This window comes from Arthrobacter sp. YD2 (genome assembly GCF_030410475.1).
Lineage (GTDB): Bacteria > Actinomycetota > Actinomycetes > Actinomycetales > Micrococcaceae > Arthrobacter_B > Arthrobacter_B zhangbolii.
The window spans coordinates 472,895-485,183 of record NZ_JAUHHB010000003.1 but is presented as its reverse complement, the minus strand read 5'-3'; the positions used below and the strand labels follow the sequence as shown (position 1 = coordinate 485,183).

Annotated in this window: 11 protein-coding genes; 5 read left to right on the top strand and 6 right to left on the bottom strand. The window is 67.0% G+C overall.

Going from position 1 to position 12,289, the window contains the following annotated elements; genetic code table 11:
* Nucleotides 1-93 precede the first annotated feature (93 nt).
* From QWJ37_RS13250 to QWJ37_RS13240, 3 genes are all read left to right on the top strand, one after another.
* Nucleotides 94-1,518 (top strand): FGGY family carbohydrate kinase, encoded by a 1,425-nt coding sequence (locus tag QWJ37_RS13250; RefSeq protein ID WP_290245521.1) that lies wholly within the window; start codon nt 94-96, stop codon nt 1,516-1,518.
* A gap of 10 nt (nt 1,519-1,528) precedes the next feature.
* Nucleotides 1,529-2,446 carry an aldose-1-epimerase gene (locus QWJ37_RS13245; protein ID WP_290245520.1) on the top strand — a complete coding sequence of 306 codons (918 nt, stop codon included), beginning with the start codon at nt 1,529-1,531 and terminating at the stop codon, nt 2,444-2,446.
* A 70-nt stretch (nt 2,447-2,516) separates the two neighbouring features.
* Nucleotides 2,517-3,050, top strand: a complete 534-nt coding sequence (locus tag QWJ37_RS13240; RefSeq protein ID WP_290245519.1) for a GNAT family N-acetyltransferase — start codon at nt 2,517-2,519, stop codon at nt 3,048-3,050.
* Between the two features lie 14 nt (nt 3,051-3,064).
* Here the strand turns inward: QWJ37_RS13240 and QWJ37_RS13235 are convergent, their stop codons facing one another.
* From QWJ37_RS13235 to QWJ37_RS13215, 5 genes are read right to left on the bottom strand one after another with little or no spacing between them, the layout of a single operon-like run.
* The gene (locus QWJ37_RS13235) at nt 3,065-4,090 is read right to left on the bottom strand and encodes an acetylxylan esterase (RefSeq protein ID WP_290245518.1); all 1,026 of its coding nucleotides are present in this window, start codon (nt 4,088-4,090) and stop codon (nt 3,065-3,067) included.
* 40 nt (nt 4,091-4,130) lie between these two features.
* Nucleotides 4,131-6,488 carry a glycoside hydrolase family 3 N-terminal domain-containing protein gene (locus tag QWJ37_RS13230; protein WP_290245517.1) on the bottom strand — a complete coding sequence of 786 codons (2,358 nt, stop codon included), beginning with the start codon at nt 6,486-6,488 and terminating at the stop codon, nt 4,131-4,133.
* A gap of 2 nt (nt 6,489-6,490) precedes the next feature.
* Nucleotides 6,491-7,309, bottom strand: coding sequence for a carbohydrate ABC transporter permease (locus QWJ37_RS13225; RefSeq protein ID WP_227904027.1), 819 nt, complete (start codon nt 7,307-7,309; stop codon nt 6,491-6,493).
* On the bottom strand, nt 7,309-8,259 hold the full coding sequence (locus QWJ37_RS13220; protein WP_227904029.1) for a sugar ABC transporter permease: 951 nt from the start codon (nt 8,257-8,259) through the stop codon (nt 7,309-7,311). The genes QWJ37_RS13225 and QWJ37_RS13220 overlap by 1 nt, the downstream gene beginning before the upstream one ends.
* Before the next feature lie 19 nt (nt 8,260-8,278).
* Nucleotides 8,279-9,589 (bottom strand): extracellular solute-binding protein, encoded by a 1,311-nt coding sequence (locus QWJ37_RS13215; protein ID WP_290245516.1) that lies wholly within the window; start codon nt 9,587-9,589, stop codon nt 8,279-8,281.
* A gap of 137 nt (nt 9,590-9,726) precedes the next feature.
* Between QWJ37_RS13215 and QWJ37_RS13210 the strand changes: the two genes are divergently transcribed.
* Nucleotides 9,727-10,755, top strand: a complete 1,029-nt coding sequence (locus QWJ37_RS13210; RefSeq protein WP_227904031.1) for a LacI family DNA-binding transcriptional regulator — start codon at nt 9,727-9,729, stop codon at nt 10,753-10,755.
* Between the two features lie 14 nt (nt 10,756-10,769).
* On the opposite strand, the gene QWJ37_RS13205 is transcribed toward QWJ37_RS13210, so the two are convergent.
* Nucleotides 10,770-11,159 carry a VOC family protein gene (locus QWJ37_RS13205; RefSeq protein WP_227904033.1) on the bottom strand — a complete coding sequence of 130 codons (390 nt, stop codon included), beginning with the start codon at nt 11,157-11,159 and terminating at the stop codon, nt 10,770-10,772.
* 220 nt (nt 11,160-11,379) lie between these two features.
* Here QWJ37_RS13205 and QWJ37_RS13200 point away from each other — a divergent pair, with 220 nt between their 5' ends.
* Nucleotides 11,380-12,234 carry a glycerophosphodiester phosphodiesterase family protein gene (locus QWJ37_RS13200; protein ID WP_290245514.1) on the top strand — a complete coding sequence of 285 codons (855 nt, stop codon included), beginning with the start codon at nt 11,380-11,382 and terminating at the stop codon, nt 12,232-12,234.
* The last annotated feature ends 55 nt before the right edge of the window (nt 12,235-12,289 follow it).

Genomic DNA, 12,289 nt, shown 5'->3' with positions numbered 1-12,289 from the left:
CTGTGACGGGCCGGGCGGCAGCACCCGTGGAAAAGCAGCACCCGTTGAAAGGCACCGCCCGTTGAAGGGCGCCCTCGTTTGAAAGGCACAGCCATGCCCCTTGTCGCCGGAATCGACAGCTCAACCCAGTCCTGCAAGGTTGTCATCCGCGACGCCGCAACCGGCGCGCTGCTGCGTGAGGGCTCGGCCCGCCATCCCGCCGGTACCGAGGTGGACCCCGAGGCCTGGTGGACAGCCCTGCAGCAGGCCGTGGCCGCGGCCGGCGGCCTTGCTGATGTTGCCGCGGTATCCGTGGGAGGGCAGCAGCACGGCATGGTCTGCCTGGATGAGACCGGCGCCGTCGTCCGCCCGGCGCTGCTGTGGAATGATGTCCGTTCCGCTGCCGCGGCGGAGAAAATGGTGGCCGACGCCGGCCCGGACGGCGCTCGCTACTGGGCGGAGCGCACGGGGTCGGTGCCGGTGGCCTCGTTTACCGCTGCGAAGCTGCGCTGGCTGGCGGAAAACGAACCGGCGAACGCCGCGCGCACGGCTGCGGTCTGCCTGCCGCACGACTGGTTGAGCTGGCGGCTGGCCGGCTACGGGCCCGGATCAGGTGCTGACGGCCTGGCCGCACTCACCACCGACCGGTCCGATGCCTCCGGCACGGGCTACTGGTCACCGGCCAGCGGAGAATACCTGCCCGACGTCCTGGAACAGACCCTGGGCCATGTACCCCGGCTTCCCCGGGTGCTCGGGCCGCTCGAGGCGGCGGGACGGACCCCCTCCGGCGCCCTGATCGGACCCGGTGCCGGTGACAACGCTGCGGCCGGGCTGGGTGTTGCCGCCGGTGTGGGAGACGTTGTGGTTTCCATCGGCACGTCCGGCACGGTGTTCGCCGTCGCCGATGCCCCTACGGCGGATTCCACCGGGCTGGTGGCCGGCTTCGCTGATGCCGGCGGGAACTTCCTGCCGCTGGCCTGCACTTTGAACGCCTCACGGGTGCTGGATGCCACCGCCGGGATGCTCGGCGTCGACCTGCCCGAACTGACCAGGCTGGCACTGACCGCGCCGAGCGGGGCGGAAGGCCTGGTTATGGTGCCCTATTTCGAGGGGGAGCGGACCCCTAACCTGCCCGATGCCACCGGCTCGCTGCACGGGATGACGCTCACGAACTTCACCCCCGCCAACCTGGCCCGTGCCGCCGTCGAGGGTGTGGCCTGTTCGCTGGCGGACTGCTTTGCCGCCCTCAGCGACACCGGCGTCACACCAGAACGCGTGATCCTGGTGGGCGGGGCCGCCCGGTCCGCGGCGATGCAGCAGATGATCGCGGCAGTCTTTGAGCTGCCGGTGAGTGTGCCCCCACCCGGGGAGTACGTGGCCGACGGCGCCGCCCGGCAGGCCGCCGCCGTCCTCACCGGTGCCTGGCCGGCCTGGGATGACGCGGCGTCCACCACCGTGATCACTGCCGATCCCGCGCCGGCGGTGCTGCGCCGCTACCGGCAGGTGGCCGGACACGCGGGACTGCCCGCCACCCGATAGGCTCGATGCCATGACTACTTCCTTCGGCCCCAACGGCACCCCCGTGGAACTGTCCGCCGGCCCGTACCGCGCCACCGTTTTCCCCGTCGGCGCCACTCTGGCCGCCCTCACCCGCGACGGCCGGCACGTGGTGCTGCCGCTGGCCGAGGACACCGTGCCGCACGCCTATACCGGCAAGGTGCTGATGCCCTGGCCCAACCGGACCACCGGCGGCCGCTACTCCTTTGAGGGCACCGACTACCAGGTGCCGGTTAACGAGCCCGAGACGGCGATGGCGCTGCACGGGCTGGTCTGCTGGAACGAGTGGGAGGTCGCGGACTCCGCGCAGGACCGGGTGGTGCTGAAGCACCGGCTGATGGGCCAGCCCGGCTATCCGTTCCCGCTGGAGCTGGAAGCGGTCTACACGCTCGACGCCGACACCGGGCTCAGCGTGGAACTGGCTGCACGGAACGCCGGCACCTCTGCGGCCCCGTACGGTGTCTCCACCCATCCGTATCTGACCGCAGATCTGGCGCCGGTGGACCGGTGTGTGCTGGAGGTGCCCGCCGCACGGGTGCTCGGCACCGTGGACCAGCCGGGACGTCCCCTGGACCTGTCCGAACTGCAGGATGTAGCGGGCAGCCCGCTGGAGTTCACCTCCGACGAGCCCATCGGCAGCCGCACCGCCGATCACGCCTATGCCGGCCTGCCCGACGGCGAGTGGCAGGTGCGCCTGACCGATCCGGAAACCGGCATCGGGTCCGTACTGTCGGCGGACGGTAAGTCCGCGCCCTGGCTCCAAATCTACTCCGGCGAGCAAATGGGCCGCCTCGGTGTTGCCGCCGAACCCATGACCTGCCCGCCGGATGCCTTCAACTCCGGCGAGGGCCTGATTGTGCTGGCCCCCGGGGAAGAACACCGGCTCGGATTCCGGATCGCCGGGATCTAAGCGCCGGCCTCTGCTCCCGGCAGCCCCGGGCAAGTCAGTACCCTGCCCGGGGCGGACGTAGACTGCTCCGATGCTGACCCTCGAAACCCGCCGGCTGCTGCTGCGCCCGTATATGTCCGCAGACGCGGACTTCGTTCTGGACCTGTACTCGCGAATGGAGGTCCAGCGGTACATCGGCAATCCTCCAAAGCTGATGCAGAACCGGTCCGAGGCACTGGCCCTCATCGAAGCATGGCATCGACGGGACGACGGAACCTGCGGGATCTGGGCCGTGCAGGACAAGGGCGCCGGGAAGCTGGCCGGCACCCTGCTGCTCAAGCCTATTCCGGCGTCGGGCCCGGAACGGCAGCCGTCCGGGGATATTGAAATCGGCTGGCATTTCCATCCGGGCAGCTGGGGAAAGGGATACGCGTCGGAAGCGGCAGCCGCTGTGTTGCAGCATGCGTTCGATGCCGGGCTGCCGCGCGTTGTGGCGGTGACCAACCCTGCAAACTCGGCGTCGATGAGGGTCTGCGAAAAGATCGGTCTGCAGCACCACGGCCCCACCGATCGGTATTACAACACTGTGTGTGAGTTTTTTACCGCTGATGCTCCGCGCGCTTAGCTCCTGCCCCCGCCCTACCCGTCGCCGAGCTCTCTCTGCAGGAAGTCCAGCGCCGCCAGCTCGTCCTCGATGCCGCCGGCCTCGTGCCCGTTGAACGGCCACACCTCCAGATCCTTGGGACCGGCATAGTTGTTGTATGCGGCGTAGACCGTGGACGGCGGAGTGATCGTGTCCATCAGACCTACGGAGAACAGCGCCGGCGCCTTGGAGCGCCGGGCCAAATGGACGGCGTCGAAATAGCGCAGTGTTTCCATCACCCGGTCGGTGGACCCGCGATGGACGGCAAGGAAGTCACAGACTTCCCGGAAAGGGTACGCATCTGTGACGCTCACCGCCCGCGGAATGTCTGCGAGGTACGGGACAAAGGCGACAACGGCCGCCACTTCGGGGCAGAACGCGCCCGCCGCCAGAGCCACGGATCCTCCCTGGCTCTGCCCCAATACGGCCACCCGGTCCGGATCCACGACGCCGCGCAGGTCAGCAGCACCGTCCGGACCGCCAATTTCGGCTGAATCCAGTGAACGCAGGGACTGCACCGCCCGTACGGCGTCAGTAAACAGCCGTCGGTAGTAGTAGGTCTCCGGATCCAGTATCCCGCGGGTCATCACACCGGGACCCTGCGGGCCGGCGCTGCCCGCGCCGTCGGGCGTTGCGCCCTTACTCCAGCCGGCGCCCTGGCCGCGGGAATCCATGTGAAGATGCGCGAAGCCGGCGGACGCCCAGAACAGGTTCTCGTGTGCGTCGCCGCGGCCACCGCCGTACCCCGCAAACTGCACCACACCCGGGATAGGGCCCTCGGTGCGCAGTGGCTGGGCCGGCAGCCGTAGCCAGGCGAGGATCAGTTCACCGCCGAAGCCGGAAAAGACGACGTCGTACAGTTCCACCGTGCGCAGTGTTGCCGGGCACGGGGTGACTTTCAGTGCCAGCGGGTAGAGCCGGGCATCGTCCAAGGTGTCTTCCCAGAACGCATCAAAGTCCTTGGGCTCGCTGGTGGTGCCGCGGTACGTGGCGAGCTGGTCGACAGGCAGATCGGAGTACATCGGCGGGTCCTCGTTTTCAGTGCTCGTTCCGGCGCTGGTGTCAGGCCGGGGTCACGGCCGCAGGGCAGTGCAGCCGCCGGGTGTGGTCCACCTCCCGGACTGTTCCGATCAGGCTAACCGGCAGGGCGGCCCGGATGTCGGCGCTGGAGGCCCCGAGTCGCAGTTCCAGCTCTCCGGGCTCCACAATACGGTGCCCGTCCCGGCCGGTGAAGGACGCAGCGTCTGCGGGCACAGTGAAGGACACCCGTGCCGACGCACCCGCGGCCAGCGGAATCCGCACAAATCCGGCCAGGCGCTGCACCGGACGGACCACGGAGGCCACCGGATCATGCAGGTAGAGCTGGACGATCTCCGCGCCGTCGCGTTCGGACGTGTTGGTGACCGTCACGCCAACCGAGGTTTCGCCGTCGACGCCGAACTCCGCCGGACCTTCCAACGCGGCATCGGACCAGGCGAAGGTGCTGTAGCCCAGCCCGTGGCCGAACGCGAACGCGGGCGTCGGGTCAATGCTGGAAACGTCACTGGACTGTGCCAGCGGCGCCGCCAGGTAGGTGGAGGGCTGGGCGCCGGGGGAGGCCGGCACACTCACCGGCAGCCGGCCGCTGGGATTGACCCGGCCGCTGAGTACCCCCGCCACGGCTGGTCCGCCTTCCTCGCCAGGGAAAAAGGCCTGCACTATTGCTGCTGCCCCGGTTACTGCACGGCCCAGCGCGTAGGGACGGCCGGTCAGCAGCACCAGGACCACCGGGGTCCCCGTGTCCAGCAGCGCTTCGAGGAACTGCTGCTGCACGCCGGGCAGTACCAGCGATTCGGTGTCGCAGCCCTCCCCGCTGGTGCCGCGGCCAAACAGTCCGGACCGGTCACCCAGGACGGCTACGGCAACGTCCGCGCCCCGGGCCGCTGCGAGCGCGGCAGCGAATCCGTCGGCTTCCGGCCCGTCCACGCTGCAGCCCTGGGCCACGGTGATCTCGCTGTTCGGGAACTCGGCCCGCAGCGACGCGGCCACGGTGGGCAGTTCGATTCCGGCGGCTACTTCCGGATGCTGCACTCCCACGTGGGCGGGGAAGGAGTAACAGCCCAGGAAGGCCATGGGGTTATCCGCATTGGGCCCCACGACGGCGATCCGTCCCGGCGCTGTCAGGGGCAGGATGCCGTGGTTGGCGGTCAGCACCAGTGCCTGTTCGGCCACTTCGGCGGCGAGGGCACGGTTCTGCGGCCCGTCCAGGTCCACGGAACCCCGGACGGCGGCGGGGTCCGGATCCGTACCGGACAGGACCGGGGGTGCGGGGGACCAGTCCGGGTCCAGCAGGCCCAGCTGGATCTTCTGGGTCAGGACGCGGTGCAATGCCGTGTCGATGACGGCTTCGTCCAGCCGGCCGGACTCCAGCTCGGCCAGCAGCGGCTCGCCGAAGGCATCCACGGTGGGCAGTTCGACGTCGACGCCGGCGGTCAGCGCCGCCGCGGCGGCCTGGCCCATGGTGCCGGCCACGCGGTGCAGCTCCTTGAGGAACCCGACCCCGAAGTAGTCCGCTACCACGGTGCCCTCGAACCCCCACCTGTCCCGCAGCAGCCCGGTCAGCAGGTCCCGGTCCGCGGCGGAGGGCACGCCGTCGACGTCGGTATAGGCGTGCATCACCGAACGCACCCCGGTTTCCCGCACCGCCATTTCAAAGGGGACCAGCAGGACATCGTTGCGCTCGCGGACGCCGATGGACACGGGGGCGAGGTTGCGCCCGGCCTTGGACGCCGAATAGCCCACGAAGTGTTTGAGGGTGGCCACTACGCCGGCGCCTTCCAGGCCCCGGATGTAGGCGCAGGCGATACTGCCCACCAGATAGGGATCCTCGCCGATGGTTTCCTCCACCCGTCCCCAGCGGGCGTCGCGGACGACGTCGAGCACCGGGGCCAGGCCCTGATGCACGCCCACCGAACGCAGGTCCGTACCGATGGCGGCCCCTACCCGGCCAATGAGCTCCGGGTTGAAGGTGGCGCCCCAGGACAGCGGCACCGGATAGGCGGTGGCACCCCAGGCAGCGAAGCCGGCAAGGCATTCCTCGTGCGCCATGGCCGGGATGCCGAACCGGTTGGCTGCGGCGATCCGCTCCTGGGTGCGCATCAGGGACAGGGCCCCCATCCCGGCATCCACCGGATGTGTGCCGAACGGCCGGGTGAGCTGGCCGAGTCCGTCGGGGAGCAGGTCCTCCAGCGGTACGGGTTCCTTCATGTCGTGCTGGTGCGGAGCCACCTGGCCGCCTTCGCTGGAGGCTCCCACCCAGACGCCGAAGAGCTGGGCCACCTTCTCGCGAAGGGTCATCTGTGCCGCCAGCAGGGAAGCACGGTCCTCAGCGGTCCGGGAGGTGTCCCGCCAGGGGAGGTAATCAACGGTTGTTTCGCTCATGTCTACTTTCCGCCCACGCCCATAAGGCCCTGGACCAGCGCTCGGCGCGCGAAGAGGTACACCAGCAGCACCGGAACCATGGAGAGCATCACTGCGGCGAGGATGCCCGGCACGTTGATGCCGTACTGGGTTTGGAAGTTGAAGAGGCCCAGGGTGACCACCTTCGTGGCATCGGACTGGGTCAGGATCAGCGGCAGCAGGAACCCGTTCCAGCCCTGCAGGGCGGCAAAGACGGCAATGGTGGACAGCCCGCCCTTGGACAGCGGCAGCACCAGGCGGATAAAGGTCCGCCAGGTGCTCGCACCGTCCACTGACATTGCCTCATAAAGCTCGGGGGTAATGTCCCGCATGGTTCCCGAAAGGATCAGCGTGCAGATGGGCAGGGCAAAGGCCGCAGTGGGCAGGATGATGCCCAGCAGCGTGTCATACAGGCCCACCGAGTTGATCAGATAGAACATCGGCACAATCACGGCCTGGACCGGAATAGCCAGGCCCAGCAGGAAGAACCGGAAGATCAGTGTAGTGGCCCGGGACTGGCTGCGGACAATGGCGTAGGCCAGCGGCGGCACCACCAGCAGCACAATGCCCACCACACCGGCGGTAACCAAAAACGTGTTCAGGAAATACCTGCCGAAACCGCTGTTGAACACCTCCAGGAAGTTGTCCAGGGTCAGGTTCGTGGGCAGTGCCACCGGTCCGTTGGCACTGAAATCGGAACGGGTCTGCACGCTGGCCGCCACCATCACGTACAGCGGCAGGGCCACGATCAGGAGCCAGACGGTGACCGCAGCCCCGGCAATGTAATTGGGTCGGGTACGCATCAGACTCCCTCCATGGTGCTGCGCATCTTGTCGTAGCCGGAGAGCTTGACCATGATCAGCGAGATGGCGGTGGCCACCACCACCAGGACCAGCGCAATGGCCGAACCCATGCCGAAGTTGTAGCGGCGGAAGGCTTCCTCAAACATGTAGAAGGCGGTGATGGTGGTATCCGTGCCGGGACCGCCGTTGGTCAGGATCAGCACCGTTTCGAAGGTGGTCAGTCCGCCCACCACCATCAGGATCACTGAGGTGATCATGCTGTTGCGCAGCTGCGGAAGCGTGATGGAGAAGAACTGCCGGATCCGTCCGGCCCCGTCCACCTCCGCGGCCTGGTACAGCACGGGTGGAACGGACTTGGCGGCGCCCTGGTAGATCAGCGTGTGGAACGGGGTGAACTGCCACATGCTCACAAAAATGATCACTCCGATGGCGGTGGACTGGTGGCCGAACAGGTTGCCGTCCCCGAACAGCCACCGGAACTGGGCCGGTACACCGAAGTTCGGGTCCAGCAGGGCGCGCCACAGTACGGAGATGGCGGCCGAAGAGAGCAGCAGCGGAAGGAAGAAGATGGCGCTGAGCACTGCACGGTTTCGCTGCGGGCCGGCGGCCCAGACGCCCAGCAGGATACTCACCGGCGTCTGGGTCACCACCCCCAGCACAATGAACAGCAGGCTCAGCCACAGGCTCTTGAGCATCACCGAATCACCGGCGAGCGTCTGCCAGTTCTCCATGCCCACAAACTTCGGTTCCCCCAGCCCCGTCCAGGTCATAAAGGACAGCACAACGACGGCGACCAGCGGCACTGCGGCGAATAGCAGGAAAAAGATGGTGGCCGGCAGGGTCCAGGCCACGCCCGGACGGTTGAGCCGGGCCCGGCCCGGCCGCACCGGAGAACCCTTGCCGGGGTTATCCGATGCGGCCGGAGGCCGGGGTGGAAGCAGAGTAGTCATGGTTCGGCCTTCGCTCCGGCTACTTCTTCAGGGACTGCATGGCGGCAATAAAGCCGTCTTCGTCGATACTTCCGGCGAAGAAATCGGACACGGCGCTATGGATGGTGGGCGTTGCCGCCGGCGGGTACGCCTGGTCCCAGGAGAGCTGGAAGTTCGGGGCGTCCTGCACCAGGCCGAACTGGAAGCTGGCATAGTCCGGGTTGGCCGCCTGGTCCAGGAACTGCTCGGTGTTGGTGGTGGTGGGCAGGTTGCCGATGGCCATGTGCTCCTGGACGAACTCATCCGAGTACATCAGTTTCAGGAAGTCGCGGGCGGCGTCCGGGTACCGGGTGTCCTTCAGGACCGAGTAGTAGTTGTTGGTGTTGCCGACCAGGTTGGCGGCGTCGCCCTTGCCGCCTTCGATCTCCGGGAATTCGCTCCAGCCCAGGCTCTTCTCCGCAAACTCAGGGTTGATGTCCTGGATGGTGGAGTACTCCCATGAGCCCATCAGCTCGAAGCCTGCCTCGCCGCTGGAGAGCAGGGTGTGGGAGCCGCCGTCGGTGAACTTCACCGACTGGAAGTTGGTGCCGAACGCCCCGGAATCCACGAGGTCGCGCAGCATGCCCAATGACTCCCGGCTTTCCTCGGAGTCCCAGACCTCGGTGTCGCCCTCGAGTGCGGAGGCGAAGAGTTCGGGACCGGCCACCCGGTCATAGACGTAGGAGAACCACATCTGGGTGGGCCATTCGTCGCCGCCGCCCAGGGCGATCGGAGTCTTGCCGGCGGCCTTGAGCTTATCCACGGCGTCGAGCAGGTCATCCCAGGTCTGCGGGGGCTCGGAGATGCCGGCGGAAGCCAGAACCTCTTTGTTGGAGAAGAGCATGACCGGCTGGGTTCCCCGCATCGGAATGCCGTACGGGGTGTCATCCACCCTGGCGACGTCGAAGACTGAGGGCAGGAACGCCTCCTCGAGCTGCGGGTCCTCCTCGATGAAGTCATCCAGGGGCATCAGCAGATCGGCCTCCACGAAGTCGGAGATGCTGCCGCCGCCCCAGTTGAAGAAGATGTCCGGTGCTGCATCCGTGCTCATGACGGTTTGCAGCTTCTGCTGGTATTCCGCGCCCGGGATGGTGTCCAGCACAACCTTCACATCGGAAGTTTCGTTGAACTTGTCGACCATGGCGTTTTCAACGTCGTTGCTGGCATCGCCGTACACCAGGACGTGGATCTCGTTTTCAGGACGGTCTGAGCCTGCGGAGTCACTGCCTCCGCAGCCTGCCAGGGAGAGGCCGAGCGCCAGTACACCGGCGGCGGCCAGGACCGGGGTCCGTAGCGATGGGTTGTTCCTCATTGAACACCTTCCGAAAGTTTCGGTATATTGATCGAAAGTTACTTGACGCCGTCAGCATAAGTTGCGCGTAATGTGATGCGCAACACTTTCTATAAACTCATTTCCGCTGTGTTGTTTCGAAGACTCTAAGGATCCCCATGCCGCCAACTGCGCCGCAGAACCCCGTCACCCTGGCGGACCTCGCTGCCGAAGCCGAGGTTTCGCTCTCGACGGTTTCGAAAGTCCTCAACGGCAGGACCGACGTTTCCCGGCACACTCGCGCGAAAGTGGAGGCCCTCCTGGAGGATCACGGCTACCGCCGGAAGGGCGGAGCCAAGTCCCGGCTGCTGGAACTGGTGTTCCATGAACTCGAGAGCGCCTGGGCGCTGGAAATCATCCGCGGGGTGGAAAACGTGGCCCGTGAAAAAGGGCTGAGCGTGGTCCTGACCGAAAGCGGCACCCGGCATGCGCCCTCGCCCGAGTGGGTGGAAGGGGTGATTGCCCGCCGGCCGGTCGGCGTCGTGCTCGTTTTCTCCGACCTGGCGCAGGATTCGCGCCGCCAGCTGGAGGCCCGGTCCATCCCGTTTGTCATCATCGACCCGGCCGGGGACCCTGCCCCGGACGTGCCCTCGGTGGGCTCGGCAAACTGGTCCGGCGGCATGATGGCCACCCGCCACCTGATCGAGCTGGGACACACCCGGATTGCCGCCATCACCGGCCCCGAGGACATGATGTGTTCCCTGGCCCGCATCGACGGCTACCGGTCAGCGTTGAACGCCGCCGCGCTGCCCCTGGACAAGGACCTGATCCGTTACGGCAATTTCCATGTGGACGGCGGCCGCGACCACGCCCTGGAGCTGCTGTCACTGCCGGACCGGCCCACCGCAATCTTTGCCGGCAGCGACCTGCAGGCTCTCGGGGTGCTCGACGCCGCACGGCAGCTGGGCATTGCGGTTCCGGAGGAACTGTCGATTGTCGGGTATGACGATCTGCAGGTGGCGCAGTGGTCCAGTCCGGCGCTCACCACGGTGCATCAGCCGCTGATCGAAATGGCCGAAGAGGCGGCGCGAATGGCGGTACGCCTGTATGAGGGGGAGCGGCCGAACAACCTGCGCCTGGACCTGGCCACCTCACTGGTGGTGCGCCAGAGCACGGCGCCCGTGGCTGCCTCGGTGGCGAAGCGGTAAATCCCTAAGCCGGCTCAGACCGCCGGAGGGGACAGGACTTCCACCCGGTTCCCGAACGGGTCCCGGCAATGGAAGCGTTCATATCCCTCGAAGGTGTGCCGTTCCGTCCAGGAGACCTCGAAGCCGTGGGCCTGAAGCCGGCCGCCGAGTTCCTCCAACGCTGCCGCCGAGTCAAGGACGAATGCGGGATGCGCCTTCTTCGCCGGGACAAAGGGGGAGTCAACACCCAGGTGGATTTCCGCCACCACCGCGTCGCCGTCGAACGCCCGGAACCAGCAGCCGCCCCGCCCGGCCAGCGACGGCGGCTTGGGCACCTCGGTCAGTCCCAGTGCATCGGCGTAGAACCGCCGGGCTGATTCCTCGCCGTCGCTGGGTATTGATACCTGGACATGGTGTAACCGCACATTTCCCCCACTGCATAAAGGTCGTATTTCCTACGCCGGAGTTTTCCTCCGCCGTTAGCCTACTGTTCCCCGGCACGTAAACTGCACCGTTTAGCGTGGCACACATATAGTCGTGGGCCTCGGCACGTATTTACGGTCAAAGTGCGAATCGGGCCTACCATCGACGAGGACAGGTCCCCGGCGCGGGGGCGGACAAACCAAGCGGAAGTGGTCCCGGCAGGTGGCAGAAAAAGCAGAATCTAACGTTCCGGGACGGCATATTCCGCTGGTGGTGGGGCACCGCGGCAACAGCGGGTTTGCGCCGGAAAACACGGCGGCCGCCTTTGCACAGGCCGCTGTGGCCGGGGCAAATATGATTGAAACCGATGTCCGGCTTACCGCCGACGGTGAATTGTTCCTTTTCCATGACGAAACCGGCGTCCGCACCACCAACGTGGCGCAGGTATACCCCCTGCGCGCCGAGGATCCCATCACCTCTTTCACCGCCGGGGAATTGCGCAGGCTCGACGCCGGAGCCCATTTCGGCCCGGAGTACGCGGGCGAGCCGATTGTGTTCCTCTCCGAGCTGCCTGCAGCGCTCGGCTTTGAGCTCGGCGTTAACCTTGAGATCAAGTCACCGGCCAGTTCACCGGGGGTGGAGCAGGAACTGGCCCTGATGCTGGCGGGGAACCCGGACTGGGTGCAGCTGCTCGAAACACAGCAGCTGGCCGTGAGCTCCTTTGACCCCGCCTCCGTCAGCAGGCTGGCCGACCTGCACCTGCCTGCCTGGCAGCTGGTCTCCACCGATCCGGACGCCGTGCTGCTTGCGGGCACGGACCCCCGGGTCAGGGGAGTGGTGGCTGATCACCGGTGCCTGACCGCACAGGGTGCAGCGGCCGTCCGTGCCGCCGAACTGGGGCTGTGGGTCTACACCGTGAACTCGGATGCCGACACGGCTGCCGTCCTTGCGCTGGGCGTGGATGCGGTCATCACGGATTTCCCGGGGAACCTGCTGGCGCCGGCTGTTGCGGGCGGACCCGCGGATGCAGGCCGGGACACCAGCGAGGAGCCGCCGGCCGTCCCGGTTGTCCGATAGCCCGGGCCCGCCGAAACGCGCCTCCGTTGACCCGGCCAGGGGCAGGTTTCAGACT

Coding starts and splice junctions, on each gene's coding strand:
- QWJ37_RS13250 (WP_290245521.1), top strand. CDS start 94: ATGCCCCTTGTCGCCGGAATCGACAGCTCAACCCAGTCCTGCAAGGTT.
- QWJ37_RS13235 (WP_290245518.1), bottom strand. CDS start 4,090: ATGTACTCCGATCTGCCTGTCGACCAGCTCGCCACGTACCGCGGCACC.
- QWJ37_RS13245 (WP_290245520.1), top strand. CDS start 1,529: ATGACTACTTCCTTCGGCCCCAACGGCACCCCCGTGGAACTGTCCGCC.
- QWJ37_RS13215 (WP_290245516.1), bottom strand. CDS start 9,589: ATGAGGAACAACCCATCGCTACGGACCCCGGTCCTGGCCGCCGCCGGT.
- QWJ37_RS13230 (WP_290245517.1), bottom strand. CDS start 6,488: ATGAGCGAAACAACCGTTGATTACCTCCCCTGGCGGGACACCTCCCGG.
- QWJ37_RS13225 (WP_227904027.1), bottom strand. CDS start 7,309: ATGCGTACCCGACCCAATTACATTGCCGGGGCTGCGGTCACCGTCTGG.
- QWJ37_RS13210 (WP_227904031.1), top strand. CDS start 9,727: ATGCCGCCAACTGCGCCGCAGAACCCCGTCACCCTGGCGGACCTCGCT.
- QWJ37_RS13240 (WP_290245519.1), top strand. CDS start 2,517: ATGCTGACCCTCGAAACCCGCCGGCTGCTGCTGCGCCCGTATATGTCC.
- QWJ37_RS13220 (WP_227904029.1), bottom strand. CDS start 8,259: ATGACTACTCTGCTTCCACCCCGGCCTCCGGCCGCATCGGATAACCCC.